22 protein-coding genes are annotated in these 20,290 nt (G+C 31.3%); 16 read left to right on the forward strand and 6 right to left on the reverse strand.

What is annotated here, in order from left to right; genetic code table 11:
* Positions 1 to 158: 158 nt before the first annotated feature.
* Together KA833_RS10530 and KA833_RS10535 are read right to left on the reverse strand one after the other, a co-directional pair.
* Positions 159 to 443 (reverse strand): YtxH domain-containing protein, encoded by a 285-nt coding sequence (locus tag KA833_RS10530; protein WP_046207951.1) that lies wholly within the window; start codon positions 441 to 443, stop codon positions 159 to 161.
* A gap of 7 nt (positions 444 to 450) precedes the next feature.
* A complete protein-coding gene (locus KA833_RS10535) occupies positions 451 to 915 on the reverse strand; it encodes a low molecular weight protein-tyrosine-phosphatase (RefSeq protein WP_046207950.1) in 465 nt (154 codons plus the stop codon).
* A 132-nt stretch (positions 916 to 1,047) separates the two neighbouring features.
* Between KA833_RS10535 and KA833_RS10540 the strand changes: the two genes are divergently transcribed.
* The 3 genes from KA833_RS10540 (at position 1,048) to KA833_RS10550 (ending at position 3,180) form a co-directional block, all read left to right on the forward strand.
* On the forward strand, positions 1,048 to 1,251 hold the full coding sequence (locus KA833_RS10540; RefSeq protein ID WP_046207949.1) for a DUF1128 family protein: 204 nt from the start codon (positions 1,048 to 1,050) through the stop codon (positions 1,249 to 1,251).
* A 14-nt stretch (positions 1,252 to 1,265) separates the two neighbouring features.
* On the forward strand, positions 1,266 to 2,504 hold the full coding sequence (locus KA833_RS10545) for an aminopeptidase (protein WP_064209715.1): 1,239 nt from the start codon (positions 1,266 to 1,268) through the stop codon (positions 2,502 to 2,504).
* Between the two features lie 154 nt (positions 2,505 to 2,658).
* Entirely contained in the window at positions 2,659 to 3,180 is a 522-nt protein-coding gene (locus KA833_RS10550) for an acyl-CoA thioesterase (protein ID WP_046207947.1), read from the forward strand.
* Between the two features lie 119 nt (positions 3,181 to 3,299).
* On the opposite strand, the gene yfkAB is transcribed toward KA833_RS10550, so the two are convergent.
* A complete protein-coding gene (gene yfkAB, locus KA833_RS10555; protein WP_176745331.1) occupies positions 3,300 to 4,460 on the reverse strand; it encodes a radical SAM/CxCxxxxC motif protein YfkAB in 1,161 nt (386 codons plus the stop codon).
* A 176-nt stretch (positions 4,461 to 4,636) separates the two neighbouring features.
* Here yfkAB and KA833_RS10560 point away from each other — a divergent pair, with 176 nt between their 5' ends.
* The 7 genes from KA833_RS10560 to KA833_RS10590 all read left to right on the forward strand — a co-directional run bounded on the left by KA833_RS10560 (position 4,637) and on the right by KA833_RS10590 (position 10,415).
* On the forward strand, positions 4,637 to 4,807 hold the full coding sequence (locus KA833_RS10560) for an SE1561 family protein (RefSeq protein WP_019469624.1): 171 nt from the start codon (positions 4,637 to 4,639) through the stop codon (positions 4,805 to 4,807).
* Positions 4,808 to 4,896: 89 nt separating this feature from the next.
* Positions 4,897 to 5,415: a type 1 glutamine amidotransferase domain-containing protein gene (locus KA833_RS10565; protein WP_210139558.1), complete on the forward strand. Its 519-nt coding sequence runs from the start codon at positions 4,897 to 4,899 to the stop codon at positions 5,413 to 5,415.
* Positions 5,416 to 5,735: 320 nt separating this feature from the next.
* Entirely contained in the window at positions 5,736 to 6,548 is an 813-nt protein-coding gene (gene sgtB, locus KA833_RS10570) for a monofunctional peptidoglycan glycosyltransferase SgtB (RefSeq protein WP_046207945.1), read from the forward strand.
* Positions 6,549 to 6,898: 350 nt separating this feature from the next.
* On the forward strand, positions 6,899 to 7,717 hold the full coding sequence (gene recX / locus KA833_RS10575) for a recombination regulator RecX (RefSeq protein WP_046207944.1): 819 nt from the start codon (positions 6,899 to 6,901) through the stop codon (positions 7,715 to 7,717).
* Positions 7,695 to 8,009 (forward strand): YfhH family protein, encoded by a 315-nt coding sequence (locus tag KA833_RS10580; protein ID WP_046207943.1) that lies wholly within the window; start codon positions 7,695 to 7,697, stop codon positions 8,007 to 8,009. The genes recX and KA833_RS10580 overlap by 23 nt, the downstream gene beginning before the upstream one ends.
* Positions 8,010 to 8,024: 15 nt before the next feature.
* The gene (locus KA833_RS10585; RefSeq protein WP_210128658.1) at positions 8,025 to 9,557 is read left to right on the forward strand and encodes an ATP-binding cassette domain-containing protein; all 1,533 of its coding nucleotides are present in this window, start codon (positions 8,025 to 8,027) and stop codon (positions 9,555 to 9,557) included.
* A 9-nt stretch (positions 9,558 to 9,566) separates the two neighbouring features.
* Positions 9,567 to 10,415: a sugar ABC transporter permease gene (locus KA833_RS10590; protein ID WP_046207941.1), complete on the forward strand. Its 849-nt coding sequence runs from the start codon at positions 9,567 to 9,569 to the stop codon at positions 10,413 to 10,415.
* Positions 10,416 to 10,497: 82 nt separating this feature from the next.
* On the opposite strand, the gene KA833_RS10595 is transcribed toward KA833_RS10590, so the two are convergent.
* The gene (locus tag KA833_RS10595) at positions 10,498 to 11,475 is read right to left on the reverse strand and encodes a metal-dependent hydrolase (protein ID WP_046207940.1); all 978 of its coding nucleotides are present in this window, start codon (positions 11,473 to 11,475) and stop codon (positions 10,498 to 10,500) included.
* A 123-nt stretch (positions 11,476 to 11,598) separates the two neighbouring features.
* Between KA833_RS10595 and mutY the strand changes: the two genes are divergently transcribed.
* From mutY to KA833_RS10610, 3 genes are all read left to right on the forward strand, one after another.
* Complete coding sequence (gene mutY, locus KA833_RS10600; RefSeq protein WP_210139560.1) at positions 11,599 to 12,645, forward strand: A/G-specific adenine glycosylase; 1,047 nt, start codon at positions 11,599 to 11,601, stop codon at positions 12,643 to 12,645.
* Between the two features lie 66 nt (positions 12,646 to 12,711).
* Positions 12,712 to 13,254, forward strand: a complete 543-nt coding sequence (gene ntdP / locus KA833_RS10605) for a nucleoside tri-diphosphate phosphatase (protein WP_019469633.1) — start codon at positions 12,712 to 12,714, stop codon at positions 13,252 to 13,254.
* A gap of 196 nt (positions 13,255 to 13,450) precedes the next feature.
* Positions 13,451 to 15,187 (forward strand): ABC transporter ATP-binding protein, encoded by a 1,737-nt coding sequence (locus tag KA833_RS10610; protein WP_070039301.1) that lies wholly within the window; start codon positions 13,451 to 13,453, stop codon positions 15,185 to 15,187.
* A gap of 84 nt (positions 15,188 to 15,271) precedes the next feature.
* On the opposite strand, the gene KA833_RS10615 is transcribed toward KA833_RS10610, so the two are convergent.
* Both KA833_RS10615 and KA833_RS10620 read right to left on the reverse strand, forming a co-directional pair.
* Positions 15,272 to 16,366, reverse strand: a complete 1,095-nt coding sequence (locus KA833_RS10615) for an FUSC family protein (RefSeq protein ID WP_046207937.1) — start codon at positions 16,364 to 16,366, stop codon at positions 15,272 to 15,274.
* Between the two features lie 75 nt (positions 16,367 to 16,441).
* Positions 16,442 to 17,731 (reverse strand): glutamate-1-semialdehyde 2,1-aminomutase, encoded by a 1,290-nt coding sequence (locus tag KA833_RS10620; protein ID WP_046207936.1) that lies wholly within the window; start codon positions 17,729 to 17,731, stop codon positions 16,442 to 16,444.
* Positions 17,732 to 17,812: 81 nt separating this feature from the next.
* Between KA833_RS10620 and bcp the strand changes: the two genes are divergently transcribed.
* The 3 genes from bcp (at position 17,813) to perR (ending at position 19,781) form a co-directional block, all read left to right on the forward strand.
* Positions 17,813 to 18,268, forward strand: a complete 456-nt coding sequence (gene bcp, locus KA833_RS10625) for a thioredoxin-dependent thiol peroxidase (RefSeq protein WP_210128656.1) — start codon at positions 17,813 to 17,815, stop codon at positions 18,266 to 18,268.
* Positions 18,269 to 18,274: 6 nt separating this feature from the next.
* Positions 18,275 to 19,225, forward strand: coding sequence for an NAD(P)-dependent oxidoreductase (locus KA833_RS10630; protein ID WP_046207934.1), 951 nt, complete (start codon positions 18,275 to 18,277; stop codon positions 19,223 to 19,225).
* A 94-nt stretch (positions 19,226 to 19,319) separates the two neighbouring features.
* A complete protein-coding gene (gene perR, locus KA833_RS10635) occupies positions 19,320 to 19,781 on the forward strand; it encodes a peroxide-responsive transcriptional repressor PerR (protein WP_046207933.1) in 462 nt (153 codons plus the stop codon).
* Positions 19,782 to 20,290: the final 509 nt, after the last annotated feature.

Consider the following 20,290-nt stretch of genomic DNA (forward strand, 5'->3'; position numbering starts at 1 on the left):
AGGGTAGGAAAGAAATCATAACTAACAAGTTGATTTCCAATTCCCACCCCCGCTAAGTTGACTATGTTATATTTCTGCTAGTCATCTTTGACGATTCACTTCAATTTATAAATATGAAATAGATAAACATTTATAATGTTCATTAGTAAAGCTGTTCCTTAATTTTTCAAACGATTATTTTTGCGTTCAACAAATGTATCCTTTGCATCTTTTAAAGAGCGTTCTAACTCAGGATTATTACGTCTAATTTCTTCAATTGCATCTTTCCAATATGAAACTTCATCTTTAATGTTAGAAAATGCTGAAGGCTTTTGTGAACGATTACCTTCTTTAATATCTTTAATTGATTGTTTTAATGATTGGCGTGTAGATTTGTCAGCAAGTGTTGCTGCGCCTCCTATTACAGCACCTAATAATATACCTGGAATTAATTTGTTTTGCATGATGTTGTTACCCCTCTCTTAAATTAGCATCTTTAATAATGAAATCAATTAAATTATCACAAGACGATTGTACCATTTTATACACGCCTTCGAAATTGTTTGTATAATAAGGATCTGGTACATCAGTTTCAGTCATATCACTGAAATCTAACAATTTAAATAATTTTCCTTTAATATTTGGATTAATACTTTGAATATCATCAACGTTGCTTTGATCCATAGCAATAATATAATCAAAGTCGTCGTTAGAATCAAATAGTTCACTAATCATCCCATCAAATGGAATATGATGTTCAGTTAATATTTTTTGTGTCCCTTCGTGAGGTGATTGACCAAGATTCCATTTACCTGTACCTCTTGAAGTGACTTCTATACCATCGATACTTCTATCTTTTAATCTTTGGCGCATTATAGCTTCTGCCATAGGTGAACGACAAATATTTCCTAAACAAACAAATGCAACTGTAATCATATATTGACCTCCAAATTATATAATCCTATTTCCCATTTTAATGTTTTTTTAATCATTTCTAAAGAGGAATTATGATAAAAGTTTTACAAGGTTAGCAAATTTGATAAAATAAATTAAAAAGAGGTGAGAGTTGTGACTAAAAATAACGAAGAAATGATTGAAGAAATTCGTGATCGTTTAAATCTAGTTAATCAAAGTTTAATCAATCCCGAAAAATATAAATCTGCTGATGCGCAAGAAGTAAAAGAGGTATATGATTATGTAACTTCGAAAGCCTCATTTACGCCAAGTGAAGCTTCAGCAATTGCAGATGCGCTTGGACAAATTCGTAAATAAGGGAGAGTTTAAATATGGGGCAATTACAACATAAAATGAAACAGTACGCTGAATTATTAGCAGGCATTGGCATGAACGTACAAGAAGGCCAACCAGTATTCATCCGTTCAAGCGTAGATGCTTTAGAATTGACACATTACATAGTTGAAGCAGCATATAAAAGAGGGGCTTCAGATGTGAAAGTAGAGTATAGTGATGATCGTTTAGCACGTCTTAAATTTGAAAATGAAACAGTTGAACATTTTGAAAAAAATGAAGTTAAGACATACGAGGTAGCTAAACGCATGGATTATGTTAACCGTGGTGCAGCAAATCTAGCATTAATTACTCAGGATCCAGATTTATTAAATGGTATAGATAGTGATAAATTAGCCACGTTCCAAAGACAATACGCTACAGCATATAAAGGTTATATGGAAGCAAGTCAGAAAAATCAATTTCCTTGGTGTGTAGCTGCATTTCCATCAAAAGCGTGGGCAGCACGTGTATACCCAGAATTAACTGTAGAAGCAGCATATGAAAAATTTATTGATGAAGTCCTAGACATTGTACGTGTAGACGGAAATGATCCAGTGGTAAATTGGGAAAAGCATATTGCAAATTTAAGTAAACATGCAGATAAATTGCAACATAAAAGCTATGAGGCTTTGCATTATATCTCTGAAGGAACTGATTTAAAAATTGGACTTCCAAAAGGGCATATTTGGGAAGATGCAACGAGTTATACAGAGAATGGTCAAGCATTTGTTGCTAATATTCCGACAGAAGAAGTATTCACAGCACCGCATCGATTGAAAGTGAATGGATATGTAACGAATAAATTACCATTAAGCCATAACGGTAATATTATTGATGGATTTACACTTACATTTAAAGATGGTGAAGTAGTAGACTTTAAAGCCGAACAAGGTGAAGAAGTGCTACGTGATTTACTGAATACAGACGAAGGAGCCAAACACTTGGGTGAAGTGGCTTTAGTACCAGACGATTCCCCAATTTCTAATCGGAATACAATATTTTATAACACGTTATTTGATGAAAATGCCTCTTGTCATATTGCATTAGGTTCAGCTTATGGCTTTAATATTGAGGGTGGCACAACGATGACTACTGAAGAAAAATTAGCACATGGATTAAACGATTCACTGGTTCATGTCGACTTTATGATTGGTAGTTCTGATTTAACGATTTATGGAATCACAGCAAGTGGCGAGCAAGAACTGATTTTTGAAAATGGTAATTGGGCTAATTAATCATTTTAAAATAAAAATAGTTTAATCATTAGATATTTTCCAATTAAAATCATCATTTTCGGGGTGGGACGGCGAAATCTTTTTAATAAAAATAGGTTTCTGTCCCACTCCTAATTTATATTTGCTTAAGTTTAAAAAAGGGAAGGAATATATTATGGGAACTACTAAAATGAAATCGATGTCTGAATCGAGAAGTGTTAAAGCAAGACAAGTATTTCCGCAAGATACGAATCATCATCATACGATGTTCGGTGGAATGTTGATGGCTAACATTGATGAAATAGCAGCAATTACAGCAATGAAGCATAGTAACGCACAAGTTGTTACGGCATCTACAGATTCTGTTGATTTTTTAAAGCCAATTAAAACGGGCGATATCGTATCATATGAGGCAATGGTGTCATATGCAGGTACATCATCAATGGAAGTATGTGTACAAATTACAATTGAGGATGTTTTGAAAAATGAAAGGCACCTAGCAGCACTGAGTTTTTTGACTTTTGTTGCACTGGACAATGAAGGTAAACCATCAAATGTACCACAAGTGTATCCAGAATCAAAAACTGAAAACTGGTTTCATGAAACAGCGTTAGCGAGGGTTAAACGCCGTAAAGAAAGAAGACAAGAAAGTAAAGAAACAATTGAGTTTTTAGCTAGTGTGCAGCATATTGAATAAAGATAAGGAATGTCTATTCCGAATATGATGATTGAAATCTTAGTTTTGACTAAGGATATTCATCTTATTTGAAAATGACATTCCTTTTTTGATTGAATTATCAAATTTAATAGAGATGATCAATGCATAGGATAACGTCGATGCATATCTATTTCATTTTGTTTGAAATTTGTATCAGGATAATACATATTTTTTACGAGTACATTTGGTCCTAAGCAATTAAATTTAGGGCAATGGCAGTTTAATGATTGTGCTAAAGGTGTCTTTAACCATGCATCAAAAACATCTGTGAGTTTATCATTTTTAATATTTGATAAAGTACCATTTTCATCACCAAAATCAGTCACTATAATGTTTCCAGAGAACACATTCACATTTAATCTATTTCTACCATCTGGATCATTTCGCATCGTAACATTTTTGGAATTTCTTAATCTATGTAGTAATGCTTGATCATCTTCGTTGGAAATACATGGATAAATGGGTAATGTACCAAAAAGCATCCATATATCTGGATGTCGAATATCTAGTAAGTGATGAATTGCTTCTTTGATTTCAGCTAATGATAACACCTCTAATTGACTAGCAAAGTCAGAAGGATACATCGGATGAATTTCATGTCTTTGACATTTCATATCATTAACAATTTCATTATGTATTTTATTCAGATAAGGTCTTGTACTTTTGTTTAACATTGTTTCAGCAGAAATGAACATGCCTTGTTCAGAAAGTGTTTGAGCGTTTGATAACATTTGATCATAAAGTCTCAATTTTGCTTTCAATGGTGGCTGTTTTTCCATTGCTCCAAATCCAACTTCTGTAAATTCATCTATCGTTCCCCAATTATGTGAAATATGCATTACATCAATATATTCAGCTATATCTAAATATCTGTCGATAGGTAATGTAAGATTTGAATTCATTTGAACATAAATCCCGCGTTCATAGGCGTATTTCAATAGTGGTTTCACAACATTTTTAATAGATTTCTTTGAAAACATAGGTTCACCACCAGTGATGGACATCGTTTTTAAATTTGGGATTTCATCCAAACGTCGATAAATTAAATCTATTGGTAAAGGAGAAGGGTCTGCAGTTTGAAGTGTGTATCCTACCGCGCAATGACTGCAACGCATATTACAGAGATTCGTCGTGGTGAATTCAATATTACTTAAAGTTAATGCATTATGTTCTTGAATATCATTATAGGTTTCCCATGGATCATTAAATATAGATATAGGTTTTTTAATACTAGATAATATAGATTTTTGATATGTCATTTAAAACATCCTTTTATTAAAGCTTGGTTTAGGTTTAAATATATGAAATGGTTAAACATATAGAAATTATTCTAATTTTGTTAAATTATTTCAGTTTATAATTATTAAGACTTTAGCAAAATTTGTCAAATCCATGTTAGTATAATAATATCTGAAAAAAAGGAGTTACTAATACAATGGATGACAATCAAACAATAGATCAAATAAAAAAGAGATTAGAAAAATTTATGAATGATATCGATCATGTGAACCCAAATGAAGTAAAAGTAGAAGACATAGACGAATGGATTGGCTTATTAGATCAATTAGAAGAAAAAGTTAAATCAGTTTCGAAATCATCAGATTAAATTTCGGAGTATTGAAAGTTTTTATGTTTAAAAAACTCTAGTTTCGTCTATACAGAGTATATAACATAAATATGGAAAGGTGATAATTCATGGCTAAAAAAGTAGCAATTATTGTAACGAATGAATTTGAAGATGTAGAATTAACAAGTCCTAAAGAAGCAATTGAAGAAGCAGGACACGAAACTGTTGTTATTGGAGATGAAGCCAATAGTGAAGTTGTTGGGAAACATGGTGAAAAAGTTTCTGTGGATGTAAGTATTGCTGATGCAAAACCAGAAGATTATGATGGATTATTAATTCCAGGTGGTTTCTCACCTGATCATCTACGTGGTGATTCTGAAGGCAGATACGCTACATTTGCTAAATACTTTACCAAAAATGATGTCCCAACGTTTGCAATTTGCCATGGACCACAAATTTTAATAGATACAGACGACTTATCAGGTAGAACAGTAACTGCAGTACTAAATGTTCGTAAAGATTTAGCGAACGCTGGTGCACAAGTTGTTGACGAATCTGTAGTTGTTGATAAGAATATTGTAACTAGTCGTACACCTGATGATTTAGATGACTTTAATAAAGCAATCGTAGATCAATTAAATGCCTAATCATTTGTGGTACGTCAATTTTAAAAAATGGTATTAATGAAATAGTTGTCTATGTTTTAGATGAATTTACTTTGAATGTGCTAAAGTGGTTCATTATAAAATATAGGCAACTTTTTTGTTTCTTATTAGCATTGAATTTTAAATTCAAACCGTATTTTGGTATTGAGATATTATAAATTTTAAAAGCTTTGATCATAATGCCATGATAGGAGTTACATATACACCCTTGGACCGATTTTTATGATTTACTATAGATAAAAATTCCAACAATTGATAAACTCACTTATAATGATATGAGAGCAATATAAAGGAGCTACCGCATGAAAAGAAGCGATCGTTATAAGCAAACAACCAAAAAATCTCAAGCTGATACTGTAAACGAACCTCAATATAATACTTATTTTCAGCCAGTAACAAAAACAAAAAAACAGAAAAAAGGAAAAGGACTTTTCTTCAAATTGCTTATTCCTATTTTAATTGTTTTAGGAATATTTATTGCTATAATGTATGCTTTGAGTACGCGCGCAGATATTGATGAATTAAAAAAAATAGAAAATAAGAATTCGTTTGTATCTGTCTCAAACATGCCAGAATATACTAAAGGTGCATTTATAGCTATGGAAGATGAACGCTATTATAGGCATCACGGATTTGATATAAAAGGAACGTCAAGGGCACTTTTTTCGACATTAAGTGATAAAAATGTACAAGGTGGAAGTACAATCACGCAACAGGTAGTAAAAAATTATTTTTATGATAATGAACAGTCTATTACACGTAAAGTTAAAGAATTGTTTGTAGCTCATCGCGTTGAAAAAAACTACAGTAAAGATGAAATACTTAGTTTTTATATGAATAACATTTATTACGGTAGTGATAATTATTCAGTAGAATCAGCTGCAAATTATTACTTTGGGGTTACGACAGATAAAAATAATCAAGAGTTGCCACAAATTTCAGTTTTACAGAGTGCCATTTTAGCAAGCAAAATTAATGCACCTAGTGTTTATAACATCGATGATATGTCGGATAATTTCATAAATCGAGTGAAAACGGATTTAGAAAAAATGAAACAACAAGAATTTATTTCAGATGAACAATACAAAAATGCATTATTAGAATTAGGCGTATGATTATAGTAATATCAGCAAGTATCACGAGAAGTATAAGATAAGTTGTCAAAGAGAAGTCCCTGCCTTAGTAGTCATGAAAAAATGAATGCTTGGAAGGGGCTTTTTTAAATATTTTAAAAATACAAAATACGTTAATTTCAACTGTGCAATGAAGGTTTTTTAAATGCTTGTTAAGTACTATAAAATATATTGAAATTTGTAGATTAACGATGTCATTTTGTGAAAGGAATAAACCTTGAACCATGATATAATTTGTATATAAAAATAATGAAGTTGAAGTTTGCAAATAAAAATCACTATAATTCCATTCATAAACAATATAAGTTATTCTTATAAGTGGAGTGAAGATAATGCCGAAAATCACAAAAATAGAAGTTCAAAAAAACAATAAAGAACGTTTTAATTTATATTTAGATGATGAATTTGAGATGGGTATTGATATTGATACTTTTGTCTATTTCAATCTTAAAAAGGGACAACTTGTTGAAGCAGCTGAAATGGAAAAAATTCAAAAGTATGAGCAATATAGACAAGCGATTAATATAGCGATTCAATATCTGTCATATAGAAAAAGAACTGAGCACGAAGTGGCACAGCATCTAGCAAAGAAAGATATTTCAGAAAGTGTTATTGCAGATGTATTAGATTATTGCCATAAGCAAAATTTAATAGATCATAAAGACTACGCGAATAGTTTAAAAAACACTATGATTTTAACTACGGATAAAGGACCTGAAATTTTCAAACAAAAATTACGCGAAGCTGGTATAGAGCAAAATATCATTGATGAATATGCGCTTTTATATAATGAAGAACAACCTTTAGACAAGATTATAAAATTAGCAAATAAAATATTGAAACAAAAAAAAGGACCACAAATAAAGCGTGAAGAAAAGTTGAAACAATCTTTGATGCAAAAAGGTTATACATTTGAAACGATTAACATTGTGATGGAAGAATTAGATTTTTCACAATCAGAAGAATCATTAGACATGTTATTACAAAACGATTTAGAAAAAGCGTATACTAAGAGTTCGAAAAAGTATACAGGTAGAAAATTAGTCAATAAAACGATTGAAACACTTATGAGAAAAGGCTATCAATATGATAAAATAAAATCTAAACTAGAAGAGAGTGGAATTGAGAATGGAACGGAAGAAATTGAGTGAAATGAGTGAAATAGAATTACGTCATGAAATTCAAGGGTATAAAGAACAAATGCGCAAAGCAGAAATGAATGGTATTTATAACGAGTATGACGTATATGCAAGTAAAGCAATCATAGCAGAAAGCTATTTAGTAGATAGAAATAAAGTAGAACTTGGCAAAATTTATCAACTGAATGATGGTACAAAAAGTTATTTTAAGGTAGAACGACTTAAAGGTATTTTTGCATGGGGATTCAGAATCAATAGTTCAGAGCCAGAAGAAGGTTTGCCCTTAGCATTATTAAAACTGTAGAAGGATGAAGATAGTATGGGTAGTTCAATTATTTTAAAGTTACTTAATGTAACACATTACTATAGAAATAAAAAATCAAAAAAGTGGTATCAGCCTTTTGGTTATGATGCAGATAACATAGAGTTAAATAATATTAATCTACATATCTATCAAGGTGAATCACTTGGCATCATCGGTGAGCCTGCGTCTTCAAAATCTCTTGTAGGTCGGATATTAAGTGGTGAAATTAAACCTGATAAGGGAAGAGTTGTGCGCAAAACAGATTTGTTTTATGCAGATATAGACGATAAATATGCTCAAAATATATCGGTTGAAGATTACATATCTAATGCAGTTACATTATTCCCATACAAAGTCAATACGCATAAAGTTGAACAAGTTCTAAAATATGCACATGTCAAAGCGCAAAGTGATACGCCTATATGTGAATTACCAGATGAAGTATATGCCCGCATACTTTTTTCACTTGCCAGAACATCTAAAGCAAGTATTATTATTTTTAATAAAATACTGCAAAATTTAACGGATGAATATTTTGAAAAAGCAATTGAACTATCAGATGAATACATAAATAATAATTTAACCATTGTTATGATAGATGACAATGTTGAAAGAGTTAGTAAGGCAAGTAATTATATAGCGTGGGTTTCGCATGGTCAACTTAGAATGGAAGGTTCTATTAAACAAGTCATTCCTGTATTTAATGAACATGAGAGAGATAGAGCATCTTTAGAAAGTGATGAAGAAAAACGAAATTTTGATTTAGATTGGAAAAAAAGTAGAGCGCGTACGCCTGAGTTAACTTATAATTTCAAACGAATTGAAAGATATAACCACGTTAAACCACCGGTTGTACTAGTTAGATTCTGGACATTTATAACTATTTGTATGCTAGGTGTGCTTTTAACAGCAGTGTTAATATTTAATGATATTGGTAAAATTAACATAGGACAAAATGAAGACCAAGCCACTATTCAAAACCAACCTAAAAATCCTTACGAAGTTAAACTATCATACGGAATCGTATTAGATGATTCAGTTAAATTAAAGAACCTAAAAAAAGGAAAAGAGTTAAGTCCTAGCAAGTACGCTTTGCTTACCATTACTGGTGAAAACACAAAAAATTATCGTGTTAGTGTCGATAATCAGTCTTATAAAGTCGGAAAAAAAGATATTCGTTATTTTGATCCAGCAGGTTTATTTGAAGAACATAGTGGGGATGCACTCGCGCCATTTATGAGTAAAAATTATAGTAATTATTTTGAATTTTTTAATAGTCACTTACATAAAAAGCATGGTACTGTGACAGATTCACTAGTTCCAGAAGAAGGGAAAAATGATCGCTTTATTGTACCTATCGTTCAACAACCGATTGCAATGATATTTAATGATCAAAATAAACTTTCCGGGTTTACAATTCCGATGAAAGATAAAGCGAAGTTAAAAGAGAAATTTAATATTGATAATAACTTCTGGATTACTAAATCAGGTGATGGTTATTTCATGGCAGATTTTAAAAATGATAAATGGATATATATTGAATTGTAGGTGTAGTAAATGATAGATAATTTAATTAATTTTTATAAGAATGCACCATTTTTAAGTAAACACTTGTACCATCGATTAAAGGGGCAATGGAAATGGTTTGTAATACCATTTATTATTAGCATCCTGTTATTATGTCTGCTAATGTTCATATTTAATGTGAATGGTACAGAAGAAATAAAACAAGCACGTGGTTATTTTAGATTAGCAGCATTAATAAGTTTTTCATTTATCTGGATAGCTATTTATCAAAGTTATCAATTGTTTAAAAAAGAGTATTTTACTGCTAAAGTTTTTAATTTGAATCCAATTTTTCAAACGATTATGATAGCTATTATTTCTAATTTATTAATGTTTATTGCGTTAATGATGATTATATTAATGACACCAGTTAATATAGAGAGTTCCATTCCATCGACAATATACTTTGTTATAATGTCAATTATCTTTGTCGTAGTTATTTCTACAGTATTTGGTTTACTAACTATTACCAAAAATAATGTAGATATCATATTTTATATATTATCAGTCATTATGTTTTTTCTCGTACCAATTGTGTATATTCCGTCCAGTAATTCAACAGTAATTTCTCATATTTTAATGTTGAACCCGTTATTTTATCTTATAGAGGGAATCTCACAGTCTGTTGTTTTAGGTGCATTAAGCTTAAATAATATACCATACCATTTTTATTTTATATTTTTAATGGCGACAGCTTGTGCATTGATATTTGCTCTGTTTAGAACGACAGCATATCAGAAATTTAGAGTTGCGCATGAGAAAAAGGATACTGATGACAAATTAAAAAATGATTCAAATCATAACGAAAATGTAATTGCTCAAAATACAAACCATAAATAATGATTTTAGTCATTTTCAATCTTATTAGTAAAGGCTGAGACACAATCTTGTGTCCCAGCCTTTGTTACTACCAATAAAATTTTTACTTTGCAAATAATTTTTTTTGTAATTTATCTTCACTAAACACCCAACCAATATAAGAATGATCAATATTCATAAATTCGTCTAGATGTGCGATTGCTACAAAAGAATAGTGACCATTTTTTAGATAGCGTAAATCGATTAGTCTAATTTCTGTCGTGTCATCATCTAGCTTTCTAGCTTGCCAGCGATATATAGATGAAAAGTTAAGGAAAGTTTTTATGTTTTTATCATCTTTAACAAATTGCATTAAATCATTACTAGGAAAAGGATGACGCTCAGATTTATCACTAAAAACGATATTTCTACCATAACTGCGTCCAACATAATCGTGATTTTCTGTTTGAATAGCAACACGCCATTCCATAAATCGCATGGTAGGTGCAACAAAAACTTTAACAGGGTTATGTTCTTGCTTTATTTGTTTAAGCGCTTGTTGTTTAATGATGGCTTGCATCCTAAACCGAATAATATAATAAACAACAAGAATACCAAAAATAGGGAAAAATGAAAGGTATGGATGTAAGCCTAATACCCAAAGCAAAATGCCGACACACCAAAGGATGAATATGATTGGGTCAAATGTATTGATGACACTGAGTTGAATCCATTTATTTGTGATGGGTCTGAGCGCTTGGGTTCCATATGAATTAAATATATCAACAAAGACATGAAGAAAGACCGCAAGCTGAGCCCATAACCAGATATGGCTAGCATCAATATTTTTAAAAAATGTAAATATAAATAAAGTTATAAGTAATGGCCACAGAATCGTAAAAGGTATTGAATGTGTTATACCTCTGTGATTTGATATATAAGTGGCATTATCCTTAAGTTTTAAAACTGTGTCTCCATCTGGTATCAGAGAACCGATGATTAGAGTAGTTGCAGTTGCTGCAAATGAACCAGTCATCGCTGGGTCTTGTGTTGCCAAAGCGGTTAATCCAATACCCATGACAATATGCGTACCTGTATCCATAAGTATCCTCTCATTTCATTTCAATATTATTTCTATTATAATCTAATATACTAAATAATAAAATTAACATACTAAAATGAAGAAAAAAAGTTTTAGAATCACGTAGAGAAAGAGATGTATAACATGTATAACGAATCAGAATTTAAAAATAATCTCGTAAAATGGTTTGAGAAAAATCAAAGACAAATGCCATGGAGAGAAACTAAAAATCCATACTATATTTGGTTAAGTGAAGTAATGTTACAACAAACTCAAGTGAAGACGGTTATCGATTATTATCATAAATTTGTAAGTAGGTTTCCAACAATAACTGATTTAAGCAACGCACATGAAGATGAAGTGCTAAAATATTGGGAAGGACTCGGCTATTATAGTCGTGCACGTAACTTCCATAATGCAATCAAAGATGTAGCGGTAAATTATAATGGTGAGGTACCTAATGATCCGAAGCGTTTTGGAGAACTGAAAGGCGTTGGTCCATACACCAAAGCAGCAGTCATGAGTATTGCTTTCAACCTTCCATTAGCAACAGTCGATGGTAACGTTTTTAGAGTGTGGTCAAGACTAAATAATGATCATCGCGATACCAAATTACAAACTACGAGAAAAGCATTTGAAAAAGATTTAGAAACATATGTTCAAGAAGATTCAGGTACTTTTAATCAAGCGATGATGGAACTAGGCGCATTAATTTGTACACCAAAAAATCCGTTATGTTTATTTTGTCCTGTACAAGAACATTGTGAATCCTTTGAACAAGGAACAGTTGAGCAGTTACCTGTAAAAACGACTAAAGTGAAGAAAAAACATATAAAACAAAATGTCTATATAGTGCGTAACGAAAAGGGTGATTTACTTATTGAAAAAAGAACTCAAAAATTATTAAATAATATGTGGGAATTTCCTATGTATGAAGCGGAAAGCAACGAAAATATTAATACACAATTATTTACAGAAATTGAATTTCAAGCTAATCCTGTTTATTCTTTAAAACATCAGTTTACACATTTAACATGGGATATTGATGTGTATATATCTAAAAGTTGTGTTAATCGGCAAGAGATTACATTAGCTAACAATATGCAGTGGATGCCTGTAGATGATAAAGTTAATTATAACTTTCCAGTAAGTATGTCAAAAATATATAATTTTTTAATAACAAATAATTAAGGTCGTTCTGTAATCGTTAATTATGTTATAATTCAATATGTGAAATCAGAAAAGGTGGTGTGGAGCATGGTTAAAGAGTCCATACCTAAAGAGGGTCAGACGATAAAAATTCAAAGTTATAAACACGATGGAAATATACACCGTGTTTGGTCTGAAACAACTATTTTAAAAGGTACGGATCATGTAGTCATTGGTGGTAATGACCATACATTGGTAACAGAAAGTGATAATCGCACATGGATTACAAGAGAACCTGCAATTGTATACTTCCATTCCGAATATTGGTTTAACGTTATTTGTATGTTTAGAGAAGATGGTGTTTATTATTATTGTAATTTATCCTCACCATTTGTCTGTGATGAGGAAGCACTCAAATATATAGATTATGATTTAGATATTAAAGTCTATCCCAATGGTAAATATCATTTATTAGATGAAGATGAATATGAACAACATATGCGTCAAATGAATTATTCATCTGATATTGATGTAATTTTACGAAGAAACGTAGATATTCTTCAACAATGGATTGAACAAAAAAAAGGTCCTTTTGCACCGGATTTTATTAAAGTTTGGCGTGAACGGTTTAAAAAGATTAGAGATTATTAAGCATATTTAATGTAATTGATAGTTATATCCGATATAGTATTAAAGGTATATATGATACAAGTTAATTGTATAGAATAAATCTTAATAGCAAATGCTTAACTAAATGATCTGATCGTAGATAATTGTAATAACAGCCTCGTTGAATTTCAACGAAGGCTGTTTCATTTGCTGAAATAAGCAGGGAGGTATAGTTTGTATGATTCGCAGATATATACAATTCGTAAAACCATATAAATGGCGGATCATTGCCACAATTCTTGTTGGTATATTAAAATTTGGTATTCCAATGCTTATTCCGTTATTAATTAAATATGTTATTGATGACATTATCAATAACGGTGCAATCTCGGTAGAAGAAAAATTTGCTAGATTGGGAATTGCGCTAGGAATAGCCGTATTTATTTTTGTAATCGTAAGGCCCCCTATAGAATTTTTAAGACAATATTTAGCTCAGTGGACAAGTAATAAAATATTATATGACATTCGTAAGCGTCTATATAATCATTTACAAGCACTAAGTGCAAGATTCTATGCTAATAACCAAGCTGGGCAAGTTATTTCACGGGTTATTAATGATGTTGAACAAACAAAAGATTTCATCCTGACAGGCCTTATGAATATTTGGCTTGATTGTATCACTATCATTATCGCTTTATCTATTATGTTTGTACTAGATGTAAAATTAACACTAGCTGCAATTATAGTATTTCCAGTTTATATTTTGACTGTCTACTTCTTCTTTGGACGTTTAAGAAATCTGACACGTAAGAGATCTCAAGCCTTGGCTGAAGTACAAGGATTTTTACATGAACGTGTACAAGGCATGTCAGTCATTAAAAGTTTTGCAATAGAAGATAACGAAGCAGTGAATTTTGATAAGCATAATAGCAATTTCTTACAACGCGCATTTACGCATACGAGATGGAATGCCTATTCATTTGCTGCAATTAATACAGTAACTGATTTAGGGCCATTAATTGTAATAGGTTCTGGTGCGGTTTTAGCTATTAACGGTTCCATTACAGTTGGTACGCTCGCTGCATTTGTGGGTTATCTCGAACAATTATTTGGACCTTTACGTAGATTGGTTTCTTCATTTACAACATTAACGCAAAGTTTTGCATCGATGGATCGTGTGTTCCAACTTATGGATGAAAGTTATGACATAAAGAATAAAAAAGGTGCCTTACCATTAGAAATTCAAGAAGGACGTATTGAAATTAATAATGTGAGTTTCCGATATAATGCGGATGAATCTACGATATTAAACCATATTAATTTGGATATCGAACAAGGCGAAACAGTAGCGTTTGTCGGTATGAGTGGTGGAGGTAAATCAACACTTATCAATCTCATACCAAGATTTTATGATGTTACAGATGGTGAAATTAAAATTGACGGCACCAATATTAAGTCCTATTTAACAGGTAGCCTCAGACATCAAATTGGATTAGTTCAACAAGATAACGTACTATTCTCAGATACGATTAAAGAAAATATTTTATTAGGCAGACCCGATGCAACAGATGAAGAGGTCATTGCTGCTGCAAAAATGGCAAACGCACATGATTTCATCATGGAATTAACAGATGGATATGATACAGAAGTGGGTGAAAGAGGAGTTAAACTCTCTGGAGGCCAGAAGCAACGTATATCTATAGCGCGAATCTTCTTGAATAATCCACCGATTATTATCTTAGATGAAGCAACGAGTGCATTGGATTTAGAAAGTGAATCTATTATACAAGATGCATTAAATATCTTAAGTAAAGATCGTACTACGTTAATTGTGGCACATAGATTATCTACAATTACTCATGCAGATAAAATTGTTGTTATAGAAAATGGTGAAATAGTAGAAAGTGGCACACATCAAGAATTATTAGCGAAAAAAGGTGCTTATGAACATCTTTATAGCATTCAAAATTTATAAAAAGACTTTGAACGAACTAATAAATATAAAAGACCAGAGACATTTTTAAATGTCTCTGGTCTTTTTAGTTAAAATATTGAGTTTTTATAGATCAAAATCTTCTTCTTCAATTTCAATTTCATTATCATTAGAATGATATGAGAAGAAACTGATAACTAAACGATCCAAGTGTTCTATAGTATAACGATATTCTTCTATAGCTGAAATAATCTGCATTATATTAGTGAATGAATATGTTGTCTGATAAGGATCTTTAATGATTTCGCGTTGGAAAGCATCCATTAAATCTTTTTTTTGTGGATTTTCTATCTGACTATCAAAGTGACTAATATCATAACGTGCTTTCTTTGAAATACTAATAAAGATTTGTTCGTGATAGGCGATTAGCAAATCTATTTCTAATTTTATTTGAAGTAACAGCTCGTTATTCAAATTATGAAGATCGTTTTGATAACGATTCATTCGTTTTAAAACATCGTATGCTTGCCGTGTGCTACGGACAACTTGTTTAAATAGAATTTTTTTTCTATTTTGCGCATACATTTGCTTTTTCGTCCAAGGTCTTTCTTCTTCGTAGTATTCAAAGATTTGTTCTAATTTTGTAATACGTTTGCTGATTAGCCCTCTATCCTCTTTTATATGATGATATTCAGAGGTATCATTTAATACAAGTTTGAACCATACAAAGATATCTGAACAAATGTTTAAAGAATTATAATAAATTTTAGACTCGAATTTAGGGGGTAAGAATAAAAGATTAACTGCAGAAGAACTAATTACACCTACCATAACAAGGACAAATCTGTAAAATGCAGAAATATAAAAGTTACCAGTATGTGTTCCCATAATAATTAATGCAGTTATACTTGCAAGTGTAGCTACATGTTCCAATTTAAAACGGAATAAAATAGCAATTAATAATATAACAGTAACCCCCATGATTACTGGATTATTACCAAAAACAGTAACCATAACAACTGCCAGTATTGCACCGATCAGGTTACCAATTGCTCTTTCAGAAATTGTTTTAATGGAACGAAAAACACTTGGTTGCATCGCGATTACCGCACTGACAGCAGCGATTGCTTTTAATCCTGCTTCATCAGGGAACAGAGAAGCGATAAACAAAGCAAGTATAATAGCTATACCTGTCTTCAGAATGCGTGCTCCTAATTTCAAATGTACCGCTCCTTCATATATTTAATAAATTTATGTTTATACTTGTTATACAACGATTCCCTATAAAATTCAAGTTTATTTCATTTGACTAAAAGCATAATCTACAGCATCTAATGTTTTTTCAATATCATTTTTAGTGTGTTCAGTCGTTAAAAACCAAGCTTCAAATTTTGAAGGGGCGAGATTAATACCTTGATGTAACATAAGTTTAAAGAATCGTGCAAAAGCATCACCATCTGAATTTTCAACTTGATCATAGTGTGTGACAATTTCGTTTGTAAAATAGAGCGTTAATGCACCATAAACTCTATTGACAGTAGCAGTGATATTGTGTTTTTGTATTAATTTATTTAAACCATCTTCTAATTGTTGACCTAGGCTATCTAAATATTCATAAATACCATCTTGTTCTAATACTTCTAATAATGCGATGCCTGCTTTCATGGATAATGGATTTCCAGCCATCGTTCCAGCTTGATATGCAGGGCCTAGGGGAGCAACTTGTTCCATAATATCTTGTTTACCACCATAACCCCCGATAGGTAAACCACCACCTACAATTTTACCGAAGGCAGTTAAATCTGGATAAACTTGGTATAAGTCTTGTGCACCACCATAATGGAAACGAAAAGCGGTAATAACCTCATCATAAATCACTAAACTTCCATTATTATGTGTAATTTCATTTACTTGTTCTAAAAATCCTGGTTTAGGTTTAACCATACCAAAGTTACCTACAATAGGTTCAACGAGTACTGCTGCAATATCATCTCCCCAATAATCAATGGCTTCTTTATAAGTTTCTATATCATTATAGGGTACTGTGATGACTTCTTGGGCTACACTTTGAGGTACACCGGCAGAATCGGGTGATCCTAATTGGGAAGGTCCGCTCCCAGCTGCAACTAAAACTAAATCTGAATGACCATGATATTGGCCAGAAAATTTAATTATTTTATTTCTTTTAGTATACGCACGTGCCACACGTATTGTCGTCATTACAGCTTCAGTACCAGAATTAACGAAACGAATCTTTTCTAATGAGGGGATAGCATCGCGTAATTTCTTAGCGAAGTTTATTTCAAGTTCTGTTGGCGTTCCATATAATACGCCAAGTGCTGCTTGTTCTTGAATAGCTTGAGTCACATGAGGATGAGCATGACCAGTAATTATTGGTCCATAAGCTTGTAAATAATCGATATATTTATTGCCATCTACATCATATAAATAAGCGCCTTGGCCAGATTTCATCATTACAGGAGCACCACCACCTACAGCTTTATATGAACGAGAAGGTGAATTTACGCCTCCTAATATATATTCATTTGAGTAATTTTGAAGTCTTTCACTTTCAGTAAATTTCATTAATATCAACCTCTTTTATTTAATATTTTCGTTTATTATCGTATCATATAATTATTAATAAAAAGAAATAGGGTGAGTTATTTGTTGAAAAAAGGAGATCAATTTCCGGAATTTAGACTTGAGAATCAAAATGGTGATATTATTTCTAATGATACATTAAGAGGAAATAAAGCAGTGCTTTATTTTTATCCGAGAGATAACACGCCAACATGCACGACAGAAGCCTGTGATTTTAGAGACAATTTATCATATTTTAATGAACTTAATACAAAAGTTTATGGAATTAGTGGAGATACAAAGAAAAAACATCAAAACTTCAGCGAAAAACATAGTTTGAATTTTGATTTATTGGTAGATGAAAATTATCAATTATCCGCGGAAGTGGGTGTATATCAACTAAAGAAAAATTTTGGAAAAGAAAGTATGGGAATAGTAAGAACTACGTTCATTATTGACGAAGATGGCGTTATTATCGATGTCATAGAAAAAGTAAAAGTAAAATCACAAATGGACGAATTAAAAACAATTCTGGGGTGATTAGAGATGAAGGCAGTCAGTTTACAAAGAATGGGAGATTTAGAAAATGATTTAGTTGAAGCTTTTCCAAACGTTAAGTTTATATTTACACAGGGTGTTTCTGATATTAATGACCATGATAAAAAGGATTTGGACATACTATTTGGATATGATGGTAAATTAGATGAAGATTTTTTGGAGTCATGCTCGAATCTGAAATGGTTGGCCTGGTATGCTACCGGTGTAAACAAGCTTCCTTTAAACTATATCGATAGTAATAATATCTTGTTGACGAATGGTCGAGGTGTACACGCAAAACAAATGTCTGAATTTATCATGGCGTTTATATTAGATGACTATAAAAAAATGAAGACTTCATTTATTAATCAAACAAATAAAAAATATGATTCGAAGCTAACTGGAAAAAGAGTAAGCGGGCAAACCCTTTTATTTTTAGGGACAGGAAGTATAGCGCAAAAAACAGCAACCATTGCTAACGCGATGGACATGATTGTACAAGGTGTTAATACAACTGGTCGTGATGTAGAAGGGTTTTCCCAAACGTATACTATCGATAATTTATTTCAAGCACTAGAAGAAGCAGATATTGTTGTTAATACATTACCAGAAACGAAAGAAACAATACATCTACTACAAAGAGAACATTTTGAAAAGATGAAAAACGCTGCTTTATTTATTAATGTAGGAAGAGGAACAATCGTAGACGAAAATGTAATAGCAAATGTAATGAAAGAAAACATCATACGACAATCATATTTAGATGTGTTTGAAAACGAGCCACTTACTCCAAATAACCAATTATATAATATAAATAATATTACAATTACAGCACATATTACGGGCAATGGGACAGAAAACAAACAAGAAGTTACTCAGATATTCAAACGAAATCTTAGTTATTTTCTCAATAACAATACTTTAATTGAGAATGAAGTTGATCCCAATACAGGATATTGATTGAAATGGTCTTTGTTTATTGACAATTCGATAATGCAACAGTTATATTAATATTAAGTAATAATTATTATTAAATAGAAAGATGGTGAGGGACATGAGTGCAGAGATGGAAACAGTTGAACATCAATTAGAAGACTCGATTGCGTCTTTAAGAGATAATGGAATAAGAATAACACCACAAAGACAGGCGATATTGAAGTTTTTAATTGTTTCAGAAACACATCCCACTGCTGATGAGATTTATCAAGCACTTTCACCCGATTTTCCAAATATAAGTGTTGCAACGATATATAATAATTTACGTGTATTTAAAGGAATAGGCATTGTTAAAGAGTTGCCATATGGCGACGCTTCAAGTCGATTCGATTTTAATACACATAATCATTACCATGTTATATGTGAAAATTGTGGAAAGATTGTTGATTTTCATTACCCACAACTAGATGAAGTTGAGCAATTAGCTCAACACGTAACGAATTTTGATGTGACACATCATCGAATGGAAATTTATGGTCTATGTAAAGAATGTAAAGATAAAGAGAATTTACAGCAGTAATTATAATTGAACAATTACGAAAAAACTATTAAGTTAGAAAGTGCTACATTTATAAATGTAGCACTTTCTATTACTATGAGCTTATTTTATATCAATATAAGTGAAATCAAAAAATGCAATTATAATTGACGGTATAATGCGTAATGTGTCCAAACAACACTGATATAATTATACAATTTGACATATTTATACATATAAAAAATAATTAGTTATTACAAAGGTAAAATTTAACTAAAAAGTTATTGAAATTGAATTGACGAGTGAGATTAATCTTGATATTATATAAAAGTCGTCAAAACGAGACGGCTTAAAAACAAACCAAAATAAAAATAATAGAAAGTGTAAATTTGACACTTGTTAAAATTATTGAATGGTTATACAATGTTAAATGTTGAGTTAACAAACGAAACAAACTTAACAATAACAAATAAAAATTTATTATTGACTTAACAAAAACTTAATGTTACAATTAATTCTTGTAACACATCAATGAACATTGAAAACTGAAT

This window comes from Staphylococcus sp. GDY8P67P, from assembly GCF_017892545.1.
Lineage (GTDB): Bacteria > Bacillota > Bacilli > Staphylococcales > Staphylococcaceae > Staphylococcus > Staphylococcus ureilyticus.

Bases quoted from the DNA above. Each gene is read 5' to 3' on its own strand.
- KA833_RS10530 (WP_046207951.1), bottom strand. From the start codon at position 443: ATGCAAAACAAATTAATTCCAGGTATATTATTAGGTGCTGTAATAGGA.
- KA833_RS10535 (WP_046207950.1), bottom strand. From the start codon at position 915: ATGATTACAGTTGCATTTGTTTGTTTAGGAAATATTTGTCGTTCACCT.
- KA833_RS10545 (WP_064209715.1), top strand. From the start codon at position 1,266: ATGGGGCAATTACAACATAAAATGAAACAGTACGCTGAATTATTAGCA.
- KA833_RS10550 (WP_046207947.1), top strand. From the start codon at position 2,659: ATGGGAACTACTAAAATGAAATCGATGTCTGAATCGAGAAGTGTTAAA.
- yfkAB (WP_176745331.1), bottom strand. From the start codon at position 4,460: ATGACATATCAAAAATCTATATTATCTAGTATTAAAAAACCTATATCT.
- KA833_RS10560 (WP_019469624.1), top strand. From the start codon at position 4,637: ATGGATGACAATCAAACAATAGATCAAATAAAAAAGAGATTAGAAAAA.
- KA833_RS10565 (WP_210139558.1), top strand. From the start codon at position 4,897: ATGGCTAAAAAAGTAGCAATTATTGTAACGAATGAATTTGAAGATGTA.
- sgtB (WP_046207945.1), top strand. From the start codon at position 5,736: ATGAAAAGAAGCGATCGTTATAAGCAAACAACCAAAAAATCTCAAGCT.
- recX (WP_046207944.1), top strand. From the start codon at position 6,899: ATGCCGAAAATCACAAAAATAGAAGTTCAAAAAAACAATAAAGAACGT.
- KA833_RS10580 (WP_046207943.1), top strand. From the start codon at position 7,695: ATGGAACGGAAGAAATTGAGTGAAATGAGTGAAATAGAATTACGTCAT.
- KA833_RS10585 (WP_210128658.1), top strand. From the start codon at position 8,025: ATGGGTAGTTCAATTATTTTAAAGTTACTTAATGTAACACATTACTAT.
- KA833_RS10590 (WP_046207941.1), top strand. From the start codon at position 9,567: ATGATAGATAATTTAATTAATTTTTATAAGAATGCACCATTTTTAAGT.
- KA833_RS10595 (WP_046207940.1), bottom strand. From the start codon at position 11,475: ATGGATACAGGTACGCATATTGTCATGGGTATTGGATTAACCGCTTTG.
- mutY (WP_210139560.1), top strand. From the start codon at position 11,599: ATGTATAACGAATCAGAATTTAAAAATAATCTCGTAAAATGGTTTGAG.
- ntdP (WP_019469633.1), top strand. From the start codon at position 12,712: ATGGTTAAAGAGTCCATACCTAAAGAGGGTCAGACGATAAAAATTCAA.
- KA833_RS10610 (WP_070039301.1), top strand. From the start codon at position 13,451: ATGATTCGCAGATATATACAATTCGTAAAACCATATAAATGGCGGATC.
- KA833_RS10620 (WP_046207936.1), bottom strand. From the start codon at position 17,731: ATGAAATTTACTGAAAGTGAAAGACTTCAAAATTACTCAAATGAATAT.
- KA833_RS10630 (WP_046207934.1), top strand. From the start codon at position 18,275: ATGAAGGCAGTCAGTTTACAAAGAATGGGAGATTTAGAAAATGATTTA.
- perR (WP_046207933.1), top strand. From the start codon at position 19,320: ATGAGTGCAGAGATGGAAACAGTTGAACATCAATTAGAAGACTCGATT.